This is a genomic window from Pseudoalteromonas sp. DL-6 (genome assembly GCF_004328665.1).
Classification (GTDB): domain Bacteria; phylum Pseudomonadota; class Gammaproteobacteria; order Enterobacterales; family Alteromonadaceae; genus Pseudoalteromonas.
In genome coordinates this window covers 44,589-70,633 of the sequence record NZ_CP019770.1, presented here as the reverse complement: position 1 = coordinate 70,633, position 26,045 = coordinate 44,589, and the positions used below count along the sequence as shown (strand labels likewise).

Genomic DNA, 26,045 nt, shown 5'->3' with positions numbered 1-26,045 from the left:
TATAATCCTTACTCTTGACCTGCGTGACCAAATGCACGAAGAGATACACCTTCAAGTACACTTGCTGAGTTATTATTACTAATACCAGTAACGCCTAGGGCATTATTTGTGCCTCTACTAAATGCAAAGCTGTCTGCGCTTGTATCTAACAAACGAACTGTCCAAGTACCTTTCGTAGACTCTCCGTAGAAAGCATTTGAAAGCATCACAGCATCTTTAAGTACATAACCAACACTCCAGCCATTAGTAAAGCTATATGCAGGGAAGAACAAAGCTTGTTTAGATGAAAGTAATACACTTCGAGTACCTGATGGCGAAGTAACCTCAATAGCCAAATCGTTACCAGCAGATGTTTGTGTCCCATTACCCAAACCGAAGCCCATTTCAGGATTGCTTACATCAAACTTAAATTGCATTGCCTCAATGCTTAACTCTTCTGTAACTACAATTTCTTGCGTTAAACCTGTAGCGCTGTTATCAGGAATTTCTAAAGCTAGTGCGCTTTCAGCAACCACTGAACCAACACCATTCCAATCCGTAATTACTTGCTCACCTAATGAAGCGTCATAAGATTTAGCCATGGCAACAGCTGCACCAGCATCTACGCGACCAAAGCCATATAAATTATTAAAGTTGAAACCTGCCGCATTTTCAACCCAACCGTCATGTGCAACAAACTCACCATCTGCGGTAGTTAACTTCACAGGGGCATTTTCAGCGTCAATTGATGTACTTGTTGACGCTAAGATATGACGCACATCACGCCAAGTTAGTTCAGGATTAGCGGAAAGAATTAGCGACACTACACCTGATGCATTCGGCGCAGCAGACGATGTACCATTAAATGTAGATGTGTAGTTACAACTTGCGTTATCTTCATTACCAGGGTAGTTGAATGGGAATTGGCTTATAGCAAACTCCTCTCCATATGCTTGAGTAAAGTTTGCAACTGCTCTGCTATTAAAGCCGGAGTAACCGTTAATACATGTCATCTGATCCGTTGTTACCATTGCAGGTGCCCAACGACCATATTCACCAGCTGGCGCTGAAACCATTAAGTTAGCACCTGCAGTTGAGTAGCTAGTGTGCTTACCATTTGCATTTACAGCAGCAACACTTAGATAGTAAGGATGACCTTGGCTTGGCTCAAACGCACCGTTGTAACACGTTAAACCTAAGTCGTTAGCACCATTATCTTCACATAGTGAGCCTTCATCTCCGCCATCAACAAAAGAGTTACCACTCGATTTCATATTAAGTGCACCCTTACCATCTCGCAGATTTAGGTTTGGGTATGACTCAATAGCTTCATCTAGTTCTGAATAGGCAATAAATGTTGGGAAAGTTATGCCATAACTACGGTTAAATGCAGAAATGTTTTCTGTTGTGCTAATGCCGCTTCCAGGGAAACCATGCACCATTAACTCAGTTTGTGGGATTTTAGCACCACCAAGGTAATTCATACCAATTAAACCAGCATCAGGAGCAACACCACGGCCACCTTTACCATTCCAACCTTTTGCAGCAATCAAACCAGCTACACTTGTACCATGATCACCACTGTTTGACATACTAGTAGGATCTGTACGGTCAGTTGCATCAGCATTTAAGTTTAAAGAACGGTTTGGTAACACATTATCTATCAGATCTTCATGGCGGATTTCCATACCTGAATCGATTACAACTGCCGTTGCACCTGCCCCAGTAACACCTTGAGCATAAGCATCAACAACATTCATATCTTCACCAGCTACAAGCTCGGTCGCCTCCGACTGAGCAAAACTAGCGTTAACATCGGCTTGCGCTTGTTCTTCTGTATCGCCAAATAAGCTAACGTATAAATCAATTAGGCCTTGCTTCATCTCGTCACTGAGCGAGTAAGCTTTCTGACCAGTATTGTTTAAATGCCACTGCTGATTTGCAAGAGGGTCTCCAATAATTCCTGAAATATTAATTTTCGCAGAGGCCGTTTTACCGTTTGCAGTTACTGTGTAGTCAATAACAGCATCTTCCCCTGAGACAGGAACATATGTAAACGAGGTACCCTCTACCGTTAACATGCCATGGCTAAACTTAAACACACCATCTTGTGCGGTAATTTCCTCGCCATTTTCAGTAAAGCTAAAAGTAAGTGCATCACCATCATTATCACTTGCTTTAAAATCAGCAGTAACTGGAACCCACTGTTTTAAATCAACGACTACGACATCACTTGCCTTTGGTGCAACATCAGTAACAACTGGAACTTTATTATTATTATCATTATCGCTGCCACCACATCCTGATAACGAAATTACTATCGCTGCAGACAACGCTGACAGCTTAAAAATATTATTTTTCATAAATGCTCTTCATTGGTTATTTTTATGACATCTGAATGTACACAACCAAGCAGCAACCAGCAACACCGTGTTTACAAACATTCACAATAAACCATGAAATAATATCAGTCTGATTCAAGCCCGTTAATTAATATCAAAGTAATAATCTATGCTTTCATTTGAACTAAAGCCTGAGCTAAGATACAAAGATAATTAAAGAACCCTTAAAGGAGTAGAGTAAAGTGAAATTGAAGCAAGTATTTATCGGGGCATTACTATCTACATGCGCACTTAGCGTATCTGCAAATTCTGCATTTAAAGAGCCAAGTGATGCGATTGAGTATCGCCAAGCGGCATTTTCTATGATTTCAGTTCAAATAGGCGACATGGGTGCCATGCTAAAGGGTAAAATTCCTTTTGATGCAGAGCAATTTAAGCAGCGTGCAAATAACGCAGCGGCATTGTCTAAAATGCCTTGGGAAGCTTTTTACGCAGGCACTGATAAGGGTGATACATCAGCACTTCCTGCGGTATGGTCTGAAAACGATACATTTATGAAAAAAGCGACAGCATTTCAACAATATGCTGATGAACTTGCTGTAGCAGCTCAAACAGGTGACAAAGCGGTCATTGGTAAAGCGTTTGGTGCATGGGCTAAAGGCTGTAAAGATTGCCATAAGCAATTCAAAGACTAATATATACGGTGTATTTAACAATAAAAATGGCGCTGTATTAGCGCCACTTTTTTTAACTAAGCAGATAACTTAAAGGTTCACTTCCCCAAGTACTCATTAATAAAACTAGTAATAGCAAAAATATAACCCATGCAACCCATGGTGACTTTGTCTCTGGCTCTGACCTTTGTGTTGCTAGTGCTTTATTACCGGTGATCATTGCTTTGACTAATGGTTTGCCTTTAATTTTGTAAGCAATAATAGCCACAACATGCAAAATAATCGCATAAAATAAAATATCAAAATTGATATGGTGCAACCAATTGGCAAAATCAATGGTATCACTTGATACATACTGCGCTAACGGGCCATCAGTTAAAATGCCATCACTGCTCATTAAACCACTAATCAGTTGTGTAATAATCAGAATAAAAAATAATAACACCATATAACTGCCTGGTGCAGAATGGCCTACATCATTTGTTTTTTTGCCACTAAAAGAAGCAAGCACCGACTTAGGAGAGTGCAGTAATGCGGATATTCTTGCCGTTTTACTGCCAAAGAGGCCCCATATAATCCGTGTTGAGATAAGCGCTAAGGTAAAAAAGCCAACCACAAAATGTAGCTCTATCATGGCCTCTTCAGCACTAAAATAAAGCGCAGCAATACTCAATACTAATAACCAATGAAAGCTTCTTAAAAAACCATCCCACACTTTTACCTTGAACATTGCACCTTCCCTAAAAAACAGTATCATCTAAAACGCTAACTATTTTAGCATCTTAATATTAAGGTATCCTAATGAGTCTTTCTACCAGTGCGCAGAGTAAAACACATGCAATCAATTAAAAAACCAGTATTAAAAGGCTTTTTAGATATGCTGCCACTGTGTTTAGCAGTTATTCCTTGGGGCATTTTATGTGGCTCGTTAGCAATACAAAATGGCTTTACCCCTTTTGAAACTCAAGCCATGTCGCTACTGGTATTTGCAGGCTCAGCGCAGCTGGTTGCAATTGAGCTCATTGCTGGTAATACCCCTCTACTGACCATTCTTTTTACCACGTTTATTATTAGCTCTCGCCATTTTTTATATGGCTTGGCGGTTCGTCACAAAGTGATTGAGCAACCCATGCGATGGCGTCTTCCTGTCAGCTTTGTGTTAACTGATGAACTTTTTGCCTTCTCGCACCACCCTCGCGCCTATCGTACTAAAACCCGTTTAATTTATGCATTGAGCGCAGGTTTTAGCTTTTACATTGCGTGGAATATTTGGACTCTAATTGGCATTGTAGCCGGTACTATGCTTCCAGATCTCACTAATTTAGGACTCGATTTTGCAATTGCAGCAACTTTTATTGCCTTAGTAATTCCAGGGATTAAAAACTTAGCCACTTTAGTCACCGTCATTGTTGCAGGGATCAGTGCCACTTTATTAAAAAGTACAGGCTTTGAATTGTGGTTAGTATGCTCTGCACTACTCGCGATGAGCGCAGGTTACGCTGTTACCAGATTAGTGCAAAATAAGGATGCCAAATAATGATGACCACTATTTTGCTAATGGCATGTATTACCTTTTTTACTCGTTATTTATTCTTACACCGCGCATTACCATTTAAAGTAGGGCCTAAAATGCAGCAGTTTTTAAGCTTTAGTGCACCTGCGGTTTTAACGGCGATTTGGGTGCCTATTGTATTTATAAATGACGAAGGTATAAACCTAAACTGGCAAAACCCTTATCTCAGTGCAGCTATAGTCGCTATTGTTGTTGCTTACAAAACTCATAATATTTACTTAACTACCTTGGCCGGTATGGGGCTATTTCTAATTTTAAATTAGCAGCAAGCGCTGTAGAAGTGACTTAGACTTTGTAGATCATCACGCAAAGGTTAAACTATGCAAAATAAACAAATAATAAGCGTATTTATATGCACCCATTCCATCAGCTAAAGACTACCAGCCTGCAAGGCCAGCCAATCGACTTTAAAGAGTTTGAGGGTAAAGTTGTACTAATAGTAAATACCGCGAGTGAGTGTGGATTCACTTATCAATATAAGTCGTTGCAAGCATTACATGAAAAGTATGCAAGCCAAGGCTTAGTCATTATAGGTTTTCCTTGTAACCAATTTGGTCAGCAAGAGCCCGGAGACTCAGAGCAAATAGCGCAAGGTTGTTTAATAAATTATGGGGTTAATTTTTTAATCGCAGAAAAAGTAAATGTAAATGGCCAGCACACAGATTCAGTTTTCCGCTATTTAAAATCTGTACTGCCTGGATTTTTAACACGAAAAATTAAGTGGAACTTCACAAAGTTTTTAATAGCAGCTGATGGCACACCCATTAAGCGCTTTGCGCCTATTACCAAACCTGAAAAACTAGAAAAAGTAATTAAAAAAGCATTGCTCAAAGCTAAAGCTTAATCCTTAAAAAGTATAAAGAGGCCCAAAGCCTCTTTATTGCCAACCTACAGCGCTTTTAAACAACCACCTAAGTAATGATCAAATGCTAATATATTGGCGCTTATTTGCACTAGCGACAGCCTAATCAATATAATCGTTTAAGTCATCTTCACCTAGGTTTTTACGCAAGCGTTTTTGCTCAAGGTAATCCTCTAACTTTCTTTTTACCTTTTGCTTTTTCTTGTCGTGTTGATTACGCCCGACCATTTCGTATTCGTCTTCAACAAAATCATCATCTAGCGCATCGTAACTAAATGTCTTACCCACAACCCACTCCATAAAGTGTTTGAGACCAACCTCGGATTTTTATATCGCGATAATTGGTGAAATTAAAATGTTCAACATAAATTCACTGTACAAATTTACGTCAAAATAAAGCCACATCGCTATCCTAAATAGTCTCTGTGTCAGTATTGTGAATAAATAGCGCTAAATTTGAATTGTGGAAAGTGAGAGTTTTTTATCGTATCGATAAATTTTATTTATTAGCATTTAATTATTGGTTATTTTGACCAAAAATTAGCCTTTCCTTTAAGTTTGCTTTTAACTACACCTCAGCCAAAAACACTCAACCAACTGTTTTTAAACACTAAAAACTATTGGCATCAAACTTGTTATAAGTTAATTATCATCAGCAAAAAAACAGAGAATAAACATGAAAAAATTATTATTAGTTAGCGCAATAATGTGTACCCCAGTAGCAATGGCCCATAACGATAGCGACTCTTCAATTTCATTTAGTAACGATGAATGTAACGTTGAATTTAAAAACGATGTACGCATCAAACCCAATGAGTTAGAAATTTTTAAAGCCGATAACCAGCGCATGTTATTTACCGCTGAAGGTGAGCTGTCTATCAATGGCGAGCAAGTAGCATTAAATAGTACACAGCGCCAAGCATTGACCGATTACACTGACAATTTACGCGTGCAATTACCTGAAGTAGCTAATATTGCCCTTGAAGGGGTTAAAATTGCAGGTGTGGCATTAGAAGAAGTTGCCAATGCGTTTAATATTGACGGCCTCGATAATATTTCAAGCCTGATGGAGGATATTCATCAAGAAGTTGAAGGCACCTTTTATCAGCAAGGTACTTTTGTGATGGGTCAACAAAGCTTTACTCAATTTGGTGAAAATTTTGAACAGCAGTTTGAACAACAAATAGAAACAGCTGTTGAATCAGCAGTAATGGAATCAATGGGCAGCATTTTAGTGGCATTGGGTTCTGAGTTAATGAGTTCAGGCGGTGACATGCAAGCATTTGAAGAGCGCATGGAAAATATGGGCGCACAAATAGAAGAAAAAGTGGAGCTGCATGCCAAAACACTTGAAAAGCGTGCAAATTCATTATGTGGTGATTTTGTTGCAATAGCACAACAAGAAACGCAACTAACCGCTCAAGTTCCTGCACTTAAGGGTTATGAGTTATTTACTATTAAACAGCACTAAACCCTAAATTGACATTAATCTCCCTGTGCGGCATTTACTTTTAAGTTATGCCGCATTTTGCGTTTTATACCCTCTTTAAAACCATTTAACTCAAATAATAGACTATTGAGCGGATCTACCCTTGCTGAGCAGCGTTGTTTTGTGGCTTCATAGTAAAATACAAACCAAAGTATAATCTTCGCTTCGCTCTAGAATAGTTAAAATGCCACCCAAGCTGATGATTGTAAGCCCAAATTGCAAACATAATTAAACCCATCTTTTTAGATTTATATTCATGAGATGGTACGTTCCCCAGTTAGAAGCGTTTTAAAACGCAACTAACTCCAAAGTGCCTAGTAATCTAGGCACTTTTTTTTATGCTTATAAACTATAAAATGCTCTTTTTGTAAGTTTATTTAGCGCCTCTTTTACGATAAATAATTAACCAACTATAAATAACATGTTAAATCTTATAGCAGAGTCGCTCCCGCCACCTAAATTAAAGATATTTTAATCTGAATAACTATTCACAAAAAGTCTTTATAATGCAGAAAAACAATTAAATAAATCAAAAAAAACCCGATATAAAAGCAAGATAAAGAAAATTTAAAATGAATAATTATACAATTTAAAATAAAAAACCGATTAACTGCCAAGCAAATAAACCCACTTCAGATTAAAAAAACTAATAGCTCACCAGCAATTTTTATCGCTTTATTTTTAACCATATCGCGGGCAATATGCGCATGTTTTCAACAGACACAACCTCGGAGCGAATAACATGAACCCAATTAATACACTTAACCAAACAGCCACAACTCACGTTGCCGTTAAGCCAACTAATCGCAAAGCAAGAATGCTTGCTAAACTTAACCGTTACGGAAAAAAATTAGCACTTGGCGGTGCAATTCAATATAAATAATCACCCAACCATGATTTTGTATTGTTGCAGCAAACACCCAACCTCTAAATGAAGACTCTTCTTTAGCTCCTCCTGTTTGCTGCCAGCCACCTCATAGCTAAAAATCACCTTAAATCTTCATTATTTATAAAAAAAACCGCATTTACGCTCACTTTTTAAGCAAACGATCTTTTTGCTATTTACACAGACTACTCACCTAAGTATTATCCTGCATCACGACGTGGAGAGATGGCAGAGTGGTCGAATGCACCGGTCTTGAAAACCGGCAGGGGTTTATAGCCCCTCTAGGGTTCAAATCCCTATCTCTCCACCACTTATTTGTATTAATTGGTTTTATTCCGATTAATAACACGCAGAATAATGCGTCGGAGAGGTGTCCGAGTGGCCGAAGGAGCTCCCCTGCTAAGGGAGTATAGAGTTTGTAGCTCTATCGAGGGTTCGAATCCCTCCCTCTCCACCATTACTGAATATAAGCCACTTAATTGTGGTTTTTTTGTGCCCAAAAATAAGCTTTGCTGCTAATTGGGAGGGTGAGAGCCCTCGACTGGGTTCGATAAAGTGTCTGGAACAGTTTAGGCCGCTGCAAGCGTCGCGTAGCGATTGATTACATGGATGTAAGTAAGTCTATCCCTCCCTCTCCACCATTACTGAATACAAGCCACTTAATTGTGGTTTTTTTGTGCCTAAATTTTAACTCCGTTAAGAAATAGGGAGGGTGAGAACTCTCGACTGGGTTCGATAAAGTGTCTGGAACAGTTTAGGCCGCTGCAAGCGTCGCGTAGCGATTGATTACATGGATGTAAGCAAGTCTATCCCTCCCTCTCCACCATTACTGAATACAAGCCACTTAATTGTGGTTTTTTTGTGCCTAAAATTTAATAACTTTCATTAGTTTATACGTTTTAAATGGCCTACTTGGCTTAGGCTATTAAATTAAACAAATTGTATGGTGTTATAACTTAGTGCATTATAAATGGTACTTCAAACCAGCTTAGGTTTAACCATGACAAAGCTAATATTACTACTGTGTTGTTTAGGTGCCTGCACTGTCAGCACAGCAAGCGAAGTAACCATTTATAAATGCACCATTAAAGGAGTTCCGACCTTCAGTCAAACTCCGTGCGCTAAAGACGCTCAAGTGATTACGCTTAAAAACGTCAACATCATGCAAACCAATGCATCTAAACCTGAAAACACGCCAGTTACCGACACCTCAGTTGATGACTACCTAGAAATGCAACAAATAGAGCGCGATATTGTGCAGCTTGAGCTTAAAATAAAGCAATACCAGCAGGAATACGCGCAAAAGAAACAGCAAGTCGGTTACATGACCCAAGATAAAGCAAATCGTTTAGGCGCTGATTCGATTGCAGATGCAATTGCGACAGAAACTGCGGCACTTAAACAACGATTTGATCCGCAAATTAAACAAGCACAGCAACAAATAGCGGCACTCACTCAAAAAAAACAACAGCTTAGTCAGCAGCCTTAACTGCCTTTTTCACCGTAGCAATAAACGTTTGGATCTCTGACGCTGTATTGTATATGTGCGGTGAAATACGGATACCGAGTTTGCGCACATCCACACTTATGTTTGCTGCCTCCAATACCGCTAATACGGTTTGTTGATGCTCTGCAAAATCTAAAATAGCGGTACCACTGCACTGTTCTTTATCGTTTGGCGATACTAAAAAAGTCGCCAGCTGCTGCTGGATCAACGTTAACAACGCTAAATTATGCGACCTGACGTTATCGACTCCAAACTGGGCAATATATTCAATGCTATTAGCAGCAATAACATAAGGGAGTATAGAAGGCGTACCACCCCAAAACCTGAGTGTTTTAGCGTTATACTGAAAATGCGTAATATCAAACTCGAATGGATTTTGATGTGAAAACCAGCCAACATCTTTTGGTTCACATTGCGTTATTTGCTTTGGATTTACCCATAAATAGGCCGCACCTGGCCCCCCGCATAACCACTTCACACTTGAGCCAATCATAAAGTCAGCATTTAACGCTGTTAGATCGACAGGGATAACCCCTGCCGATTGCGCCACATCAATTATTGAGAGTGTATTCGTGACTTTACTAAGCGCCACAATATCGTTTAAAGGTGCTTGTACACCCGTATTAGAATAAACATGACTAACAAACACACCATCAATCTCTGGAGTTAAATAGCGCCGCCATACCTGCCTATCACTTAAATCTTCATGCTCGGGGATGTAACGTATGGTTGCACATGCAGGGAGTGCTTTTTGCATTACAAACCCCATACTTGGAAAATCGGCCTGCGCCATTAATACCGTGCACTGTGGTTTATTAAATACGGGGTGCGACATAAGCAATTTAGTTAAACCACTAGATAGGTTAACCTGAGGACAAAATTGCTCACTAGGCGCATTGAATAGCCGCCCTAATGCACCCGTAAACTTTTCTATTGCCGGTAGCCATTGCTGCCATGGCTCTTTGGCACTTTCCTGCCAAGGAGTAAAAAAATGCTCGGTAGCATTTTCTAAAGTACTTTTTAGAGGACGACCAACAGAGTGACTTAATAAATAGCAGCCATGTGGCATACAAAAATCATTATTACCCATATTAATTTATCCATTGTTTTAGCATATTTAAGTCATTAAACCGCGTATTAATATCGTCTCGCTTAGCCGCTGCACGTCTATCTCTTAATTTAGCTAAGGAATCGAGTAATACTGGTAAAGGCGGCCCACTAGCAGTGACTTTACCAATATGCTGTTGTTGCATTTGCTGTGACGGTTGGGCAATAAACTTTTCGACCAGTTGATTATGATGACCGATAGCGGTGTCGCCATGTAATTTGCACACTTGTAAAAATAGTTTGCCGTGCTTTTGAAACCATTCTGTGTGTTTATATTGCTCGGCTTTTAAAAAGTCATCCATAAAGCTTTGCATACGCATGGCTTCTCGCAGTATTTGTTGATCCTCTGGCATCATATATAAAAACTTATCCACCAGCATTTGCGAGTAACTCGGCTCATTGGCACTACAAAGTCCTAGCAGCATATCGATAACATTAATGCCGGCAAAATCTCCCGCATTTGCACCACGGTAAGCTTCTTTCCCTACTCTGTAAGGCTTGTAATATGGGCGTACACAATTAAAAAAACGCTCGGTATCAAGTTGAGTATACAAGGCATTATTCGACGCTATTACATCAATAAGTGCCGTTTTAACAACCTCAAGTAGTTCAGCCGTGACGGGATGTGAAATGCCTAATGGCAATATTTTTAGTAAAGCATCACTCGCACGTTTATACGCTAAAATACCTTGGGTGTTGTAATCTAAAAACAGAGTTTCATCATCAAGATTTGTAAACCGTTTATAGGTGCCATTAATGGCTTTATTATGGGTGGTTAAATGTGCGGTGGCAAAACGAGGGGTTACTCCAATTGAAGCACCAATATGCATGGCAAGCGCCGATGCTTCTATCAGCGGTGAACTACTCTCTCTGCTTGGCTCTGTAATTTCATGTCTACGACAAGCCGCCATAAACAAACCTACATTACCAAGTAAATCAAATGCGCTATCAAATCCTTCGTCGGTATTACCTTCGGCTAATAAGTCGCTGATCAACGCATTACCTTGCTCTTTCAAAGTCTGCTTTAAGTTATCCCCGATCCCTTCAACATTTGCCTTATCTGCTTGCTGCCAATACAACTCCTCTAATTGAGAGTTTAGGGCAACAAACTCAGACCTAATCCAATTATCAAATTTAGCTGTGTAAGAACTCATGACTACATCCTGTTATTATTATTTTTTAATGCTAACAAAAACTTCAGAGGTTAAAGCGCTAAAAAAAATAGTAAAAGCAGTCATTGTTAGCAATAATCACTATTATTAGAAAGATAATTAATAAGATTCTACAACCATGTTAGATAATAAAGATCAGCAGCTACTGGTTGCCTTGCAATCGCAAGCTCGAATGTCGGTATCAGAATTAGCCAATACCATTAACCTATCGGATACCCCTACTTTAAGGCGCATCAAAAAGCTTGAGCAAGAACAGGTTATTATTGGTTATCACGCTGCTATTAACCCTAAGTCACTCAACCTGAATGTACTGGTTTATGCTTTTGTGCGACTGTGCCAAAATTCAGTGAGTGCCGCACAACAGTTTGAACAACATGTAGAAAAGCTACCGCATGTACTTGAGTGTTCTGTGATCTCAGGCAGCCACGATTATTTATTAAAAATTATCTCTCACGATTTAGAAAGTTATGAGCAGTTTGTAAAGCACCAACTGGGAAGCTTAAGCTGTATCGCCAACATAGAATCAACCGTAGTATTAAAGCAATCATTCAGTAAAAAACAGCTACCACTTTAAAAAATAATACTATTTACCGCCGATTCGCTATACTGAGATTTCACTATAAAAATAATATTTAACAAGGATGCATGTGAAGATTTTTGGTTCAACATCCAGTTCTTTTGTTTTTTACATATCGTTTGCGGTTGCTTACTTTATAACTGGTAAGTTATTAACTAATTTTGCCTTTCAATCACAAGTCATTCCTATATGGCTCCCTGCAGGTATTGCCCTAGTGGGCTGTTTCATCTGGTGGTGGCGCTTTATCCCAGCATTATTTATTGCCTCTGTCGCCTTTAATTTAAGTACCGGTGATAACGTTATCACTGATCAAGTTTTAATTGGCAATACATTAGAGCAGGTGTTACTAATCGGCTTTGGCGCTGTGCTGCAAGGGATGATTGGCGCTGCTCTTTTAAAGTACTGGCTAGGCCATCCACTGTACTTAAAGAAGCGCCAATCAATAATTTATTTTATTTTTGTCGTCGGTATTGTTGTTAGCCTCATATCGGCCAATATTGGCGTCTATGCTTTGAGCCAATTCAACCCCGCTTACAGCATTGAAAACCATTGGGAAAATGTTATTTTTTGGTGGCTAGGTGACTCTCTCGGCGTGCTGATCGCAACCCCCTTTTTATTGGCGTTATTACAACCTAAATTTAAACGACAATATGTCACCCCATTACCTACTATCGCAGTATGCTCGGTGTTATTCATCTCTGTAGCCTTAACCACTAAGCTATATAATCAAGAGACTTATTCAAATTCAATACAAATTGCCAAGCGCGAAACATCTATCATTGAAAACAGTTTACTGAGCAATTTAAACCTCAGCCAAATAACCGTACAAAGCCTTGCAAGCCAAATACAATCAACGCCAACTTTAAGCAGGCAAGAGTTTAATAGCTACAGTGCCCAACTATTGGCTGAGCATTCATTTATTAAAGCATTTTCATGGAACCGTAAAATTGACCCTGCTCAGGTCAGTTTCTTGAACAAACAGCTTGATGAAATTTATAACGCATACAGCTTTGATCCAAGCATTAAAGGGGCACCATTATCAAACAATGACCCATTGGTGGTTATTACCTATATTGCCCCTTTTACAGAAAACCAATCAGCGATAGGTTTTAATCTCAATTCTCGAAAAGATCGCCGTGAAACCTTGCTCGACCCACGTATCAAAATTCGCCCTATAGGGACTAAAATAATTCAATTAGTTCAAACACAGCAACCTGAACCCGCGTATTTATTATTTGCTCCCGTGTATCAACAAAATAATGAGATTGCATCAATTAAAGGTTACGCAACAGGTGTATTTTTAGTGAAAAACATACTTGCTCAATCGCTTACGCAAGCACAAAATAAAATGTTTAATATCGCTATTTATGAAGCTAATGCTACCAGCCCGTTTTATTCAAATACCGAAAATGTTCCAACCAAAAGCAATAAGCTTACAACTATCAAAATTGATTTTGCAGGGCAAACATGGTTCGTTGATTTAACCATTAAAGATGAATTTCTACCGCATCAAACTAATAACATGACACTATTTTTGCTTATTTTACAGGTCATTGTCAGCTCACTCATTTTACTGATATTAATGCTGTTTAATAACCAACACCTCGCACTTTCACGCTTGGTAGCAGAGCGCACACGCTCGCTGGTTAAGGCTAAAAAACAATCTGATTTAGCAAATCAAGCTAAAAGCCGATTTTTAGCAAATATGAGCCATGAAATTCGCACTCCGCTTAATGCCGTGATCGGCTTTTCAACCTTAGCTAAGAGTGAAGATAGTCCTGAAACCCTCACTGGTTATTTAAATAAAATTAATTTAGCGTCTAAATCATTGTTAAGTTTAATTAATGATGTACTCGATATTTCTAAAATTGAATCACAAAAGCTTACTTTAGAAGTCGCCCCTTTTGATTTAAATGCTCTTCTTGCTCGGATCAGTAGCATGTTCGAACAAAGCGCTGAACAAAAAGGTATTAGCTGGAAAGTTGATAACCAATTACCAACCGATCTTTGGTTTGAAGGTGATGTTATGCGAATTGAGCAAATTTTATTAAATCTGTGTAGCAACGCCATAAAGTTTACCTACGAAGGTGAAGTAAGTATTAGCGCATACAGCAAAGAGATTAGCGATAAACGTAGACAAGTCATCCTTGCTATTAAGGACTCGGGTATCGGTATTTCCGCCTCAGAGCAAAGTACATTATTTGATGCATTCACCCAAGCTGATAGCTCAACATCGCGTAAATTTGGTGGTACAGGGCTTGGCTTAGCAATCGCAAAAGAACTTAGCTTATTAATGTCTGGAGATATCAGCGTACAAAGTGAGTCAGGTAAGGGCTCAACCTTTACCCTGTCTGTAGAGTTAAATACCTGTGATGCGCAACAAGTAACGACGAAACACACGCAGCAGCATGTTGATTTAAGTAAACTAAAAATACTGGTTGCAGAAGATAACAGCGTCAATCAATTAGTGATAAAAGCAATGCTTAGCTCTTTGGGGATCACCCCAACATTAGTTGAAAATGGAGAGTTGGCAGTAGAACAAGTTAAAATACATGACTTCGATTTAGTGTTAATGGATTGCCAAATGCCAGTTATGGATGGTTATCAGGCCACAGCATTGATACGGAAAACTAAAAGTGCTGAACAATTACCAGTGATCGCCTTAACCGCTGATGTAATGCCAGAAGATAAAGCCAATGCCTTCGCAATTGGTTTTAACGAACATCTTGCAAAACCTCTCGAACTCGATAAGCTCACACAATGTTTATCTCAATATATAGAGCAGGATGAACCATAAGGTTTTATCCACAATAGAAAACCGAAAATGGCTGCCGCATTCATATAAAAATTAGCAAATAACACACTTTCAATAATAGTAGGCAAAGTATTATGAGCCACTTTTCTCACCAATGGTTTAATAGCATCAACCAGGTTGACGCAACACAATGGCATCAATTTTTTGGCGATGATCCTTTTACTCAACATGCTTTTTTATACGCACTTGAGCAAAGCCAATGTGTAAGCGCAAAAGCAGGTTGGCAGCCTCATCACTTAGCCGTTTATGATGGTGATAAACTCATTGCGCTTGCCCCAGGCTACTTAAAAGCGCACTCCTACGGTGAATATGTATTTGACTGGGCATGGGCTGAAGCTTATGAAAAAAATGGCTTAGATTATTACCCTAAATGGCTGTGCGGTATTCCTTTTAGCCCGATTGAGGGACAAAGAATAGGTATTATGCATAGCAATCCAAAGCTAGTGTATAAGTACATAACAGAGCAACTTAATAGCCACTGCGCAGAACAGACATGGTCAGGCTGGCATGTAAACTTTTGCGATAAAGCACAAGCCATCCACCTTTATGATACCGGCGCAATGCGAAGAACCGGCGTGCAGTTTCAATGGTTTAATAATAACTTTAAAGATTTTGACGATTTTTTAAAAACCTTTAATGCCCGTAAGCGTAAAGCCGTTAAAAAAGAGCGTGCTAAAATTACACAACAGAATATCAGTATTGAATGGCTCAAAGGCGAGCAAATTACTACCGCTACAATGCAGCTTTTTTGTGAGTTTTATCAACGCACTTATTTAAAACGTTCGGGCCATTTAGGCTACTTAAACAGTGAGTTTTTTAGCTTGCTACACGCCTTAATGGCTGACAAATTGCTCATTATGCTAGCCAAAAGAGACCAACACGTCATTGCCGCCACCTTAAGCTTAATTGGTGACAATACCCTTTACGGCCGCTATTGGGGCGCTAGTGAGGAGATAGATTCGCTTCACTTTGAGCTGTGTTATTACCAAGGGATTGATTATGCTATTAAGCATAACATTCAGTGCTTTAATGCCGGTGCACAAGGAGAGCATAAAATAGCACGTGGTTTCCAACCGATAACCACTTACTCTGCCCATCACATTGTTCACCCCGATTTTAATAATGCCATTGCAGATTACTTAGAACGCGAATGCCAACATATCGACATTTACAAACAACAATGCAGCACTTTATTGCCGTTTAAAAATGAGTAACTGATTATTTGCAGGCATCGCCGTATCGCTGAGTAACTTAAGCCCTGATTGCACTGCAAGTTGCTCAATCGCTTCGAAATCACGGATACCACTAAGTGGATCGCGACTTTGCAGTAAACTGTTAAATTCATCATTACTGGGGCTGGTAAATTCTCCTTTATATTTGAAAGGGCCATATATACACACCACCCCTTGCTGATTTAAGTGCTGATTTACTCCAGCAAAAAAACGCGTGATTAACTCCCAGCTCACTATATGAAAGGTATTGGCAGTATAAATTGCATCCACTTTATTTACTGGCCAAGGATCGTTTAGGTCAAGTAATAAAGGCGGATGCAAATTTGCCAGTTGCACCTCATCATGCCATAACTTTATTCCTTGATGATTAACCTCTCGGTCACTGGTATACCATTGTAAATATGGCAATTTTTTGGCAAAGAAAACGCTATGCTGACCCGTCCCAGAGCCTATCTCAAGTACTGATACTGCATTTTGCAATGCAGGCTGCAAAGCCTTAAGTATATGATTTTTATTATTTTCGCAGGCTTGTGAAAACGGTTTGCTCATGCTGGTGCACCTAAATTGCAAATGAATGCACAATAGTAAAACAAATTTCAGCTATTCTGTCGTGATTAAATTAACCAAAATAATAAAATAACTTTAATTTCAATACGTTAAATTATTTTTACCGAGCTGGTACGCTATATGCTTTTATTAAACTACTCACTTAATGAGTACTAACTAATAAAGGATAACATTATGTATATTTCAACCTATTCCGCTGTAGACGCTGTAATGGCTGTTGCAGACAAAAGCCTAGATAAAACGAGTTATGAAACAGATTGTAGAGCAACGGCAATCGATTTACTCTCTCATGTAAAAAATACTCAAAAGGCACAAAACAAACATGAAACAGACCAAATATTTATTCTTGGCTACAATTAAAATTCTGTTGAGCCTTATAACCGGCTGTTTATATAAAGACATTATTTAAGTCGACTTAAAATCCGTTTAAGTCGACTTTTTATTTTTAGTTCCATCATTAGCTTACCTTGACGCCCTCTACTTTTTAGCTATACCGTTGTAAATAGCAACAACAGCACCATATCTTTTTATATAGCGTAGTTAATTGTCATATATTCTCTTTTATAGGAGTACTAATGAGTAACTTTAGAACAGAATCAGATAGCATGGGCACACTCAACGTACCCGCTGACGCACTTTATAAAGCACAAACCCAACGCGCCATAAATAACTTTACAATTAGCAGCCTCACAATGCCGCAGCAATTTATTATTGCCTTAGCGTATATCAAACAAGCCGCTGCAATAACCAATTTAAAACTAGGCCATTTAGATAAAACGAAAGCAAATGCGATCGACCACGCCTGCCAAGAAATTATTGATGGAAAGCATTATGAGCATTTCCCCGTTGATATTTTTCAAACTGGCTCAGGTACTAGCTCAAATATGAATGCTAATGAGGTCATTGCGAGCTTAGCCTCAAAACATGCTAACCAAGCTATTCACCCAAATGACGATGTGAATATGGGGCAAAGCTCTAATGACGTTATTCCCACTGCGATTGCTTTGAGTAGTGCGATCAGCGTTGATAAAAAATTACTGCCAGCACTAGCAAATTTAGCAGACGCCTTAGAGCAAAAAAAAGCAGACATCGGTCACATAGTTAAAACTGGGCGCACTCATTTAATGGATGCAATGCCAATAACTTTTGAGCAAACACTCAGCGCATGGCAATCGCAGGTAAAGCATGCAGCCAGCGGTATTGAGCATGCACTACAACGTGTCTGTGAGCTAGCGCAGGGTGGCACAGCGGTAGGTACAGGTATTAATGCCGATCCACAATTTGCTGCGCAATTCGCTACACAGCTAACTGAAAAGGTGGGAATACAATTTACCCCGAGCGATAACTTTTTTTATAATATTGGCTCACAAGACGCCATTGTTGCTTTATCGGGGCAACTGAAAGTCTATGCAGTTGCACAAATGAAAATAGCCAACGATTTACGTTGGATGAACTCAGGCCCACTTGCGGGACTTTCAGAAATTGAACTTGAAGCATTACAGCCTGGCTCATCAATTATGCCTGGTAAAGTGAATCCGGTGATCCCAGAAGCCGCTGCAATGGTTAGCGCCCAAGTCATTGGTAACGACGCAACTATTACGGTTGCAGGCCAAGCTGGCAACTTTGAGCTTAACGTAATGCTGCCGGTAATCGCTTACAATATTTTGCAAAGTACCGAGATACTCGCTAATAGCGCGCAAGCGTTGGCAGATAAAGCCATTGCTAGCTTTAAAGTTAATCAAACTCAGATTGATAAAGCATTAACTAAAAACCCGATTTTAGTGACTGCGCTAAACCCTGTTATTGGCTACGAAAAAGCAGCAAAAATTGCTAAGCAAGCTTATCAGCAAGCACAGCCAATTATTGATATCGCTGAGCAAGAAACCGACCTATCTCGATCAGAATTAGAGGCATTACTCAATCCAGCTAAATTAACGCAAGGCGGGTTAACTTAAAAACTCTCCTTATCACCTCTTTAATATGTTGATAGTAGAGTTTTTATTGCTGTAATGAATGCACAGTGTATGATAGTGATTAATAATTCATCACTATCAGGAACGATTATGCGTACTCCATTACTCGCTCTACTGCTACCGCTTTGCTTAACGGCGTGCTTAGAAACAACCTCAAATAAAACTGAGCAAACTAAAACCAATGCGGTAGAAAATACGTCAACGCCGATACCGCAACAAAAATTACCACAAGCGAATAAGCAAAATAAAATAGCACAGCCATTACCAGCTGATGCAGCAAAAGAAGTGTCGCTTGATGATATTAAAACAGCAAAAGATAAGCTAAACAGCCTCATAGCAGATAAGCAATGTTCAACGAGTTCACAGTGTAAAGTAAATGCAGTGGGTAGCCGTGCCTGTGGTGGGCCGAGCGATTATATTGTGTACTCTACACAAAGCGCCCCCCAAAAACAGGTTTCAGCCCTAAGCGATACCATTACTCAATTGGAAAGTACTTATAATGCGCAAAAAGGCATGATGAGTATTTGCCAACATTTAACTGCGCCTAGTACCCAGTGCGTTGAAAATAAATGTGTTAAACTTGAAGGCTCTGCGGTAAGTGTATTTTAAGGATTAGATTATGAGTTGTTTGTCATCCGTAATTAAACTATCAGCTGCCAGTGTTGTCATGACTATGCTGCTTAGCGGTTGCAGTAGCGCACTAACACCAAGCACAGCTCAAAACGCGAGTGAATCTGTTTTAAATACTCAGCTTAATGAGCTTACAAGTAATAAAAGCTGCACAGCCAGTTATCAATGTAAGGTGTTAGGTGTTGGCTCGCGTGCCTGTGGTGGACCGAGTAAGTATGTTGTGTATTCAACATTAAATAATTCTCAAAAAAACGCCGAGCAATTAGCACAAAGTATTACCCAACAAGAACAGCAAAAAAACTCAACTCTTGGGTCAAATGAATGCTCACCTGTACTTGAAGTACACTCTTTGTGTATTGATAACCAATGTCAAACCGTTAATTACCAGTAGCAGTTCGTTTCGGTGTTAATTTAATAGTGGTATTAACACCGAAATAACCACTACCATGAAAATACATACACCAGCCTTAAAAATGTATTCCAAAGGCATGTTCTTTTGTACCCAATAAGCATATATAAAACGCACAAAGTAGCTTGCCGCTGTGCCAAATAACGCAAACATAAGTAAGTAGGCAATCAATATAATATTCACAGCGGCACTTCTTTAGAAATAATAAACCTCAGTGTAAGTATTTTATATAAAGAAGGCAAAAGGGTTACTTAGCCTTTTTTGTATGCTCAATGAGTAGATCTGCTACCTGTTGCTTTACCGCTCTTTTATCATCTACTGCAACTTCAAACCGGCTAGCCAATTGCGCTATTTCATCATCATTTAAATTAAACGATAAACGTTGCCGTGTTTTTTTAGACTTTACATCAAGACCTAAAATTTTACGGATCATGTCTGAGGGAGTGAGTTCTTGATCGATAGCTTGTTTTTTTATCGACTTTTGTACCTCACTACTCAAATCAAATGCCATTTGTGTGGCGCGCACAGCTTGTTCTTGGCGCAACCACTTGTCTTTAGCATCACTCACTGGGCATCTCCAGGAAACAAGTCAACAATGTCGCTAATTGGGCGAGTTAACGTCAGTGATACTTCTGTTTCACCTCCCTCCCAAATTTCGATATTAACGCTATGTGCTTCATCGGGTGACGCTAAACAAATCATTTCACACGGCTCACCACCGTCTTGCTCATAACGAGGCAGCGTTTGGCCACGAAAGTCTTTATTATGGAAATAACATACATAAGGTGATTCGCTTTGTTGATAACTGTCAGCTAAAAACTGCATAAAACGCTCAGGCGTATTTTTAACTGTAATATGCGTTAGCGACTCTTCATCAAAAATACGTGAAAACTCATCCAAACCAAATACTTCATCAACATCATCACGCTGAATCTTTATTGAGAAATTAGCCCACTGCTCACCATCGTTTTGTTCTATTTGTAAAAACACCACTTGGCCTGTGTTAGTTTCAAGTACAAATTCAGTATCACTGCTGTGTTGGTACTGATACGTTTGTACATCAATAACGCGAAGTGTTTGGCCTTTAAGCCATGCAGGATAAGCAAACGAATCAATCACTGTAAACATGTCGCCTTTCTTAAGGTCACTCGCGTGATTAAGCTGACGTTCTGGCTTTTTTTTAGATTTGAAAAAATTAAACATATAAGGTGCCTCTGTAAGCAAAAAAGGTAACGGAGCGAAACTCGGTTACCTTTTTAATATGGTTCTAAATGTTAGCTATTTTGCTTCGCTTTAATGCGCGCTAAAATATCAGCACTTTTTGGATTGGTATCACCAATACCCGCTTCAGCCATTTTAGCTTTTAAATCGTCGCCATTAACATCTGCTTCTAGAGACTTTGCAGCACCTAGCTGATCACTACGATCTTGCTGACGTTGCTTAATACGCTCAAGTGACTGACGCGCCGATGTCATCGACGAGCTATTAGTATTCAAGGTGCTATTTACAGCCATTGTCGCTTGCTGAACACTTTCTGTGGTTTTAACCATAGTAAGCTGACGCTGATTTTCTTTAATTGATTTTTCAGCATCTTTAACTTGCTGTTTCAACGTCACTATGTGATTACTAAAGCCCGATAACACTTGCTCGTGTTCGGCTTTCTCAGCTTCAAAGTCACCAATTTTTTCTGCAATTTCTAATGCTAATGCTTCATTACCTTTTTCAAGCGCTTGTCCTGCATACGCTTCGTGCTCAGCAATTGATGCATCCACCGCGCTGATTTTACGCTTAGTTTGCATTTCTTTAGCCATCACTTCTGTTAGGCTTTTTTTAGCACGATGTAGTGCATTTTGCGCATCGGCAATTTCTTGTTCAAAAATACGAATACCATTCGCATCAACAATTGCTTCGCCCGCTTCACGCGCGCCGCCACGTACCGCTGTAAATAATTTTTTTAAAATACTCATAATCTTAACTCCAAAAACTTGTTTATATCCTATTAGGTAAAGCGAGAGCCATATACTATAAGCTATCAGCATTTACCTATGCGGGTATCCTAATCGTTTAAATACAAGGTCACGGCTTCTAGTGCATCAATTGCGTTATCGGCTAATGTCACTAGCTCGTGGGTAACGTCATCTAATGATGAATTTACCGACAGTGCACCAAAAATCGCATATTTATTATCAATTTTAGCAAATGCACTTAGCGGAATTGGCACGTTTAAACGCAGTAGTGTTTCGTTTAACTCGTCGCGTAACTCGCTTTTCACTTCGTCTTCACCAAACAAATAGCTAATACATAATAATTGCTCTTGTGTTTGGGTAACAAAAATTGGAAGCTCATCGTTTCCATCAACAATGACTTGTAAAACATCTTGCTCACCTGGATTGGCAATCAAGAAAGACTCAAAGTTAGCACCCTCGGTTTCAAAAGACGCTAATTTTATTGAAAGTTCATTTAATTCCATGTCTCTGCCTTTTTGTCGTTTGACATATTATGTCTGAGTTAAGATTCGCATGGTCGACATATTATGTCAACCATGTTTTATTAATTTTTATACAATTCACTTTCTATTTGCCAAGCAGCCCGGTAATAATCATATAAGCGACCAGAACCTAACCTATTGACTTCAATATCGTTAACTTGTTCAAAATAGTTATTAGGAAATGCAAAACTGGCTAGTAAATATTTTTTACTAATCCACCGAGATGGCACTGGCATATAAGTCACATTGCTAATACGCGTACTCGGTGATTGCCCCATTTTAGTGGCAATTGTCCATCCCCACTGACCAAACGAAGGTATGTTTTGCTGATATTGCTCTACATAGTCAAAACCGGCCGCTTTAACGGTTTTAGCAATACTTAAAAACGCCTTTTTTGCATGATAAGGCGAGGTTGACTGTACTGCCATTGCGCCATCGGGTGCCAACAATTGACGTACATGATTATAAAAATAGTCGCTGTACATCTTATTCAGATCGGGGTGATTAGGATCAGGTAAATCAATTAATATAGTATCGAACTGCTTAGCCTGATCCAGCAGCCTTTCAACTTCTAAAAATGCATCGCCCACAATAATATTTGCTCGCGGGTCATGCATCGATTCATTATTGAGTGCCACTAGTCGCTGTTTAATATCTTCAGGCGGTGTGTATTGGTTATTTTTATGACCAAATAAATTAAGTAGCTGTCCATCTAAATCAATTAAGGTCACTTCCTCAACCGGCCACTTTAATACATCTCGCATGGCTAACCCGTCGCCGCCGCCAATAATCAAAACACGGTCATGACGATTAGATGCCAGCATGGCAGGATAAACCAGCATTGAGTGATATATTTGCTCATCTACACTAGAGAACTGCAACCGACCATTTAAGTATAGATCGGTGATTGGCTGTGGCTGATTTTTACTTAAGCGTTCGGTTAACACCACATGCTGGTATTTCGTTGCTTGGGAATAAATAACTTTATCTTTGTATAGTACGTTACTTAGGTTATCCATCCAGCTACTACCAAACTGTAAAATAAAAGCGAATAACACCAGCAGTAATATATGGCAAACCAATAGCAACTTAGCAAAGCGTACATAGCTATGATAGCGCCACAAAAAAGCCAGCCCGGCAATAATATTAAATAACGCAGTCCAAGCGGCAGCTTGCATTATTGGCATTGCGAGCATAATACTCACCCAAATTGCCGCACCTATCCCTGCACCAATATAATCAGCACCATAAATAGTACCGGCGTTATTTTCTAAGAAGCGCCCATAAACATGCTGGCGAATACGCGCAATAAGCGGTATTTCCATACCAATAAATAGCCCTAATATTAGGCCAAATACATAAGGTAAAAAGCGCGACCACTCTTGCAGCTTTTGAAACACATAACCATTAAGAATAACGTCTGGTGGAATATTAAAAATGCTAGAGAATAAATGAGGAAGTGAATAACTTACGGCAATAATACTGGCAATGGCTAATATACAGCCCATACCTATCAGCGCAATAATGCTTTCTAGCCAAGCAAATGCGGTAAAGGCATCTTTAAACCAACGCGCTAAAAATGCTCCCATCCCCATGGCTACAATCATAGTGCCTATCATGGCGTAAATTGCACTCTCAACGGACCCTAGTACTCGGCCAGCGTAATGAGAAAGTAAATATTCATAAATAAGGCCGCACCCAGCGAGTACGGCCATAACAGTGATCAGTAAAATATCATGCCCAAGTAAATTAAATTTACTTGGGGAAGCTTGAGTTGATGACACGTGATTATGCACCCAGTAGTGTGGCCATAGTGATCCCGACGGCAAATGATACAGCTGCAGAAATAGCGGCAACACCCACATTCTTTTGACGGTTCACTTCATCTGAAATGTTACATCCAGCAAGAATGATTTTAATCGTCAGTAAGTGCAGTAAAATGAAAGCAACCAAACAAACAACGGCACTTAGCGCCCAGTAAAGTAAACTCGCATTAATATTGTCAGCAGCATAAGGAGCAATGCCTGTTGCAGCAGTAATGGCTAATGCACTACCAATTAAAAAGCCGGCATAGCGAACACCTACTGCTAAATTACCATCAATAATAGCCTGTTGTAGGCAGTCGCCACTTTTATTGGTGCGCTTAAATAACTGCACGCGATATTGGCTTACTAACAGCAATACCACACTACCAATTACAAACGCAGCAATAACAATAGGAATGCCATGCCAACCTTCAGTAGCAACCCACAATAGGGCTGAGCGGATAACCACTGCAACACTTACTACATGGCCAAAATCAATAATTGACGCAGTAACGTTACCTTTGACTATTTCGTTATGTAAGCTCACTTTACGCAGCGCCACTTTATCTTGAAAAAAGTGACCCAGCTTTATAAGCAGAATTGCTAATGCACCATAGCCAAGCATTAACAGAGCTTCTTTTTGTAACGTAGCAGCAAACGCACCACTACTCACGCCCGTTAACACAATCGCAAGTGCTACCAAACCAGCGGCAAAGCTTATTCCGAATGCAAAGTTATCGCGCTCGGTAATTTCATCATTGGCATGTAAATTAGACACCCAACCTTTAATATACTTTAAGCTGACAAACAGTAAGATGATAATTGCAAAGTCCACAGACAGTGCTTGCAAAGACCACATAGTTATTCCATTAAATTCATACATATTATTCTAACTCCAACGTTATTCTTTACTTACCACGACTTACGCCGCGCGAGGTTCTGCTACTGCTATTACGAACCGATCCTGAATTATTGCTATAACTACTCGCTCTTGAGTAACTGCTGCGACTTTTAGGCGGCGTATAACTGCTGCGACTCAAACCTGATGCACCTGTTTTTTTACTCGCATAAGGACTAGTGAACTGCTTGCCTTGGCGTTGGTAAGATTGTCGTGTACGTGTTTCTAATGCACTTTGGGTTTTTATTTGTTTAGGGCTTGAGTAACGAGTACGACCATAGTCATTGTAGTAACTATACTTACGGCGTTTACTCCAACTTCCGTATTCAACTCGGTCAAATACATCACCCAAAATACGGTACATGCCGTACCATTGCCAAAAGCTAATACCGCTACTATTCGTTTGCCAATTACCATAGTTAGGGTTACCTACCATTTGGTTACCCACCCCTTGGCCTTCAGCTTTTTGGCTTATAGCACCGACTCGTGCTAAAGAACCATTCGACATATCCGCAAGCATATTTATAGGATCGGTTAAGGCATCAGAAAATAACGTTGGCTTTGCTGCCTCACGCAATAAATCAATATTGTATAGCGTATCTTCGTAAGGAGGGATTAAGTAATTACCCTTAATGTCATCAAGGCGCTGGGTTAAACCACTATAAAGCGCTCCCTGGCGTGTGGCATCAAGGCTAACAACATCAACAACTTTACTGAGTTCAGGTTGTTGCTGTTTAAGGATACGACTGTATTCTTTAAGAATAGTCGCATTGCGTATACTGCCATTATCAAGTGCTTTACCAAGCTGGGTAAGCTCGACATCGGCCTTTTTAATGGACTCTTGAATTGTTTGTTGTAGCTGTTCTTCTTTAGATTGACAACCAATCAGTGCTGTAAACAAACAAAACAGGCTGAGAAGTTTCCAAGCTTTTATATTCGACATTCATGTCACCTGATTTACTAAATTATCTTCGATAGTTTTACACAGGACAGTTATTAAACCAACAATGAAATTGCAACAAGATGATAATTTAGGGACTAGTTTAAAGATGCAAGGAGA

Annotated in this window: 28 protein-coding genes and 2 tRNA genes; 16 read left to right on the top strand and 14 right to left on the bottom strand. The window is 39.5% G+C overall.

What is annotated here, in order from left to right; translation table 11 throughout:
* Positions 1-8: 8 nt before the first annotated feature.
* A complete protein-coding gene (locus tag B1F84_RS00350; protein WP_131690248.1) occupies positions 9-2,342 on the bottom strand; it encodes a S8 family serine peptidase in 2,334 nt (777 codons plus the stop codon).
* A 221-nt stretch (positions 2,343-2,563) separates the two neighbouring features.
* Between B1F84_RS00350 and B1F84_RS00345 the strand changes: the two genes are divergently transcribed.
* Entirely contained in the window at positions 2,564-3,016 is a 453-nt protein-coding gene (locus tag B1F84_RS00345; protein WP_008108980.1) for a cytochrome c, read from the top strand.
* Between the two features lie 52 nt (positions 3,017-3,068).
* Here the strand turns inward: B1F84_RS00345 and B1F84_RS00340 are convergent, their stop codons facing one another.
* Entirely contained in the window at positions 3,069-3,725 is a 657-nt protein-coding gene (locus B1F84_RS00340; RefSeq protein ID WP_131690247.1) for a cytochrome b/b6 domain-containing protein, read from the bottom strand.
* Positions 3,726-3,830: 105 nt separating this feature from the next.
* Between B1F84_RS00340 and B1F84_RS00335 the strand changes: the two genes are divergently transcribed.
* The 3 genes from B1F84_RS00335 (at position 3,831) to B1F84_RS00325 (ending at position 5,412) form a co-directional block, all read left to right on the top strand.
* A complete protein-coding gene (locus B1F84_RS00335; protein ID WP_008108978.1) occupies positions 3,831-4,532 on the top strand; it encodes an AzlC family ABC transporter permease in 702 nt (233 codons plus the stop codon).
* Positions 4,532-4,831, top strand: a complete 300-nt coding sequence (locus tag B1F84_RS00330) for an AzlD domain-containing protein (protein ID WP_008108977.1) — start codon at positions 4,532-4,534, stop codon at positions 4,829-4,831. Before B1F84_RS00335 ends, B1F84_RS00330 begins: the two co-directional genes overlap by 1 nt.
* A gap of 89 nt (positions 4,832-4,920) precedes the next feature.
* The gene (locus tag B1F84_RS00325; protein ID WP_131690246.1) at positions 4,921-5,412 is read left to right on the top strand and encodes a glutathione peroxidase; all 492 of its coding nucleotides are present in this window, start codon (positions 4,921-4,923) and stop codon (positions 5,410-5,412) included.
* A 120-nt stretch (positions 5,413-5,532) separates the two neighbouring features.
* Here the strand turns inward: B1F84_RS00325 and B1F84_RS00320 are convergent, their stop codons facing one another.
* The gene (locus tag B1F84_RS00320; RefSeq protein ID WP_008108975.1) at positions 5,533-5,718 is read right to left on the bottom strand and encodes a hypothetical protein; all 186 of its coding nucleotides are present in this window, start codon (positions 5,716-5,718) and stop codon (positions 5,533-5,535) included.
* 388 nt (positions 5,719-6,106) lie between these two features.
* Here B1F84_RS00320 and B1F84_RS00315 point away from each other — a divergent pair, with 388 nt between their 5' ends.
* The 5 genes from B1F84_RS00315 to B1F84_RS00300 all read left to right on the top strand — a co-directional run bounded on the left by B1F84_RS00315 (position 6,107) and on the right by B1F84_RS00300 (position 9,294).
* Positions 6,107-6,901, top strand: a complete 795-nt coding sequence (locus B1F84_RS00315) for a YggN family protein (protein WP_131690245.1) — start codon at positions 6,107-6,109, stop codon at positions 6,899-6,901.
* Between the two features lie 760 nt (positions 6,902-7,661).
* The gene (locus B1F84_RS17915; protein WP_008113257.1) at positions 7,662-7,802 is read left to right on the top strand and encodes a hypothetical protein; all 141 of its coding nucleotides are present in this window, start codon (positions 7,662-7,664) and stop codon (positions 7,800-7,802) included.
* 222 nt (positions 7,803-8,024) lie between these two features.
* Positions 8,025-8,115 (top strand) — tRNA-Ser (locus B1F84_RS00310).
* Positions 8,116-8,169: 54 nt separating this feature from the next.
* Positions 8,170-8,262 (top strand) — tRNA-Ser (locus tag B1F84_RS00305).
* Between the two features lie 543 nt (positions 8,263-8,805).
* Complete coding sequence (locus tag B1F84_RS00300) at positions 8,806-9,294, top strand: DUF4124 domain-containing protein (protein ID WP_131690244.1); 489 nt, start codon at positions 8,806-8,808, stop codon at positions 9,292-9,294.
* On the opposite strand, the gene B1F84_RS00295 is transcribed toward B1F84_RS00300, so the two are convergent.
* Entirely contained in the window at positions 9,278-10,402 is a 1,125-nt protein-coding gene (locus tag B1F84_RS00295; RefSeq protein ID WP_131690243.1) for an aminotransferase class V-fold PLP-dependent enzyme, read from the bottom strand. The two genes, B1F84_RS00300 and B1F84_RS00295, sit on opposite strands and share 17 nt — an antisense overlap.
* A 1-nt stretch (position 10,403) precedes the next feature.
* Positions 10,404-11,573, bottom strand: a complete 1,170-nt coding sequence (locus tag B1F84_RS00290) for a monodechloroaminopyrrolnitrin synthase PrnB family protein (RefSeq protein WP_131690242.1) — start codon at positions 11,571-11,573, stop codon at positions 10,404-10,406.
* 136 nt (positions 11,574-11,709) lie between these two features.
* Here B1F84_RS00290 and B1F84_RS00285 point away from each other — a divergent pair, with 136 nt between their 5' ends.
* The 3 genes from B1F84_RS00285 to B1F84_RS00275 all read left to right on the top strand — a co-directional run bounded on the left by B1F84_RS00285 (position 11,710) and on the right by B1F84_RS00275 (position 16,197).
* Positions 11,710-12,165, top strand: a complete 456-nt coding sequence (locus B1F84_RS00285) for an Lrp/AsnC family transcriptional regulator (protein WP_008468510.1) — start codon at positions 11,710-11,712, stop codon at positions 12,163-12,165.
* 73 nt (positions 12,166-12,238) lie between these two features.
* Positions 12,239-14,965 (top strand): ATP-binding protein, encoded by a 2,727-nt coding sequence (locus B1F84_RS00280; protein WP_131690241.1) that lies wholly within the window; start codon positions 12,239-12,241, stop codon positions 14,963-14,965.
* Between the two features lie 92 nt (positions 14,966-15,057).
* Entirely contained in the window at positions 15,058-16,197 is a 1,140-nt protein-coding gene (locus B1F84_RS00275) for a GNAT family N-acetyltransferase (RefSeq protein ID WP_131690240.1), read from the top strand.
* Here B1F84_RS00275 and B1F84_RS00270 read toward each other — a convergent pair.
* Positions 16,174-16,764, bottom strand: a complete 591-nt coding sequence (locus B1F84_RS00270; protein ID WP_131690239.1) for a DUF938 domain-containing protein — start codon at positions 16,762-16,764, stop codon at positions 16,174-16,176. The genes B1F84_RS00275 and B1F84_RS00270 overlap by 24 nt on opposite strands.
* Positions 16,765-16,956: 192 nt before the next feature.
* Between B1F84_RS00270 and B1F84_RS00265 the strand changes: the two genes are divergently transcribed.
* From B1F84_RS00265 to B1F84_RS00250, 4 genes are all read left to right on the top strand, one after another.
* Positions 16,957-17,142, top strand: a complete 186-nt coding sequence (locus B1F84_RS00265) for a hypothetical protein (RefSeq protein ID WP_008468498.1) — start codon at positions 16,957-16,959, stop codon at positions 17,140-17,142.
* Between the two features lie 215 nt (positions 17,143-17,357).
* Positions 17,358-18,737: a class II fumarate hydratase gene (locus tag B1F84_RS00260; protein WP_131690238.1), complete on the top strand. Its 1,380-nt coding sequence runs from the start codon at positions 17,358-17,360 to the stop codon at positions 18,735-18,737.
* A 108-nt stretch (positions 18,738-18,845) separates the two neighbouring features.
* Positions 18,846-19,364, top strand: a complete 519-nt coding sequence (locus B1F84_RS00255) for a hypothetical protein (RefSeq protein ID WP_010392545.1) — start codon at positions 18,846-18,848, stop codon at positions 19,362-19,364.
* Between the two features lie 10 nt (positions 19,365-19,374).
* Positions 19,375-19,776, top strand: a complete 402-nt coding sequence (locus tag B1F84_RS00250; protein ID WP_131690236.1) for a hypothetical protein — start codon at positions 19,375-19,377, stop codon at positions 19,774-19,776.
* A gap of 15 nt (positions 19,777-19,791) precedes the next feature.
* Here the strand turns inward: B1F84_RS00250 and B1F84_RS00245 are convergent, their stop codons facing one another.
* The 8 genes from B1F84_RS00245 to B1F84_RS00210 form a co-directional block, all read right to left on the bottom strand.
* Positions 19,792-19,977 carry a hypothetical protein gene (locus B1F84_RS00245; protein ID WP_021033113.1) on the bottom strand — a complete coding sequence of 62 codons (186 nt, stop codon included), beginning with the start codon at positions 19,975-19,977 and terminating at the stop codon, positions 19,792-19,794.
* Positions 19,978-20,041: 64 nt separating this feature from the next.
* A complete protein-coding gene (locus B1F84_RS00240; protein ID WP_008468489.1) occupies positions 20,042-20,362 on the bottom strand; it encodes a hypothetical protein in 321 nt (106 codons plus the stop codon).
* A complete protein-coding gene (locus B1F84_RS00235; RefSeq protein WP_008468487.1) occupies positions 20,359-20,997 on the bottom strand; it encodes a hypothetical protein in 639 nt (212 codons plus the stop codon). Before B1F84_RS00235 ends, B1F84_RS00240 begins: the two co-directional genes overlap by 4 nt.
* 71 nt (positions 20,998-21,068) lie before the next feature.
* Complete coding sequence (locus tag B1F84_RS00230; protein WP_008468485.1) at positions 21,069-21,761, bottom strand: PspA/IM30 family protein; 693 nt, start codon at positions 21,759-21,761, stop codon at positions 21,069-21,071.
* An 89-nt stretch (positions 21,762-21,850) separates the two neighbouring features.
* Positions 21,851-22,264: a DUF2170 family protein gene (locus tag B1F84_RS00225; protein WP_008113284.1), complete on the bottom strand. Its 414-nt coding sequence runs from the start codon at positions 22,262-22,264 to the stop codon at positions 21,851-21,853.
* Between the two features lie 80 nt (positions 22,265-22,344).
* Positions 22,345-24,066 carry a polyamine aminopropyltransferase gene (locus tag B1F84_RS00220; RefSeq protein ID WP_131690235.1) on the bottom strand — a complete coding sequence of 574 codons (1,722 nt, stop codon included), beginning with the start codon at positions 24,064-24,066 and terminating at the stop codon, positions 22,345-22,347.
* Positions 24,067-24,070: 4 nt separating this feature from the next.
* Positions 24,071-24,970 (bottom strand): DUF350 domain-containing protein, encoded by a 900-nt coding sequence (locus tag B1F84_RS00215; RefSeq protein ID WP_013463678.1) that lies wholly within the window; start codon positions 24,968-24,970, stop codon positions 24,071-24,073.
* 25 nt (positions 24,971-24,995) lie between these two features.
* Positions 24,996-25,928, bottom strand: coding sequence for a hypothetical protein (locus B1F84_RS00210; RefSeq protein ID WP_076919966.1), 933 nt, complete (start codon positions 25,926-25,928; stop codon positions 24,996-24,998).
* Between the last annotated feature and the right edge of the window lie 117 nt (positions 25,929-26,045).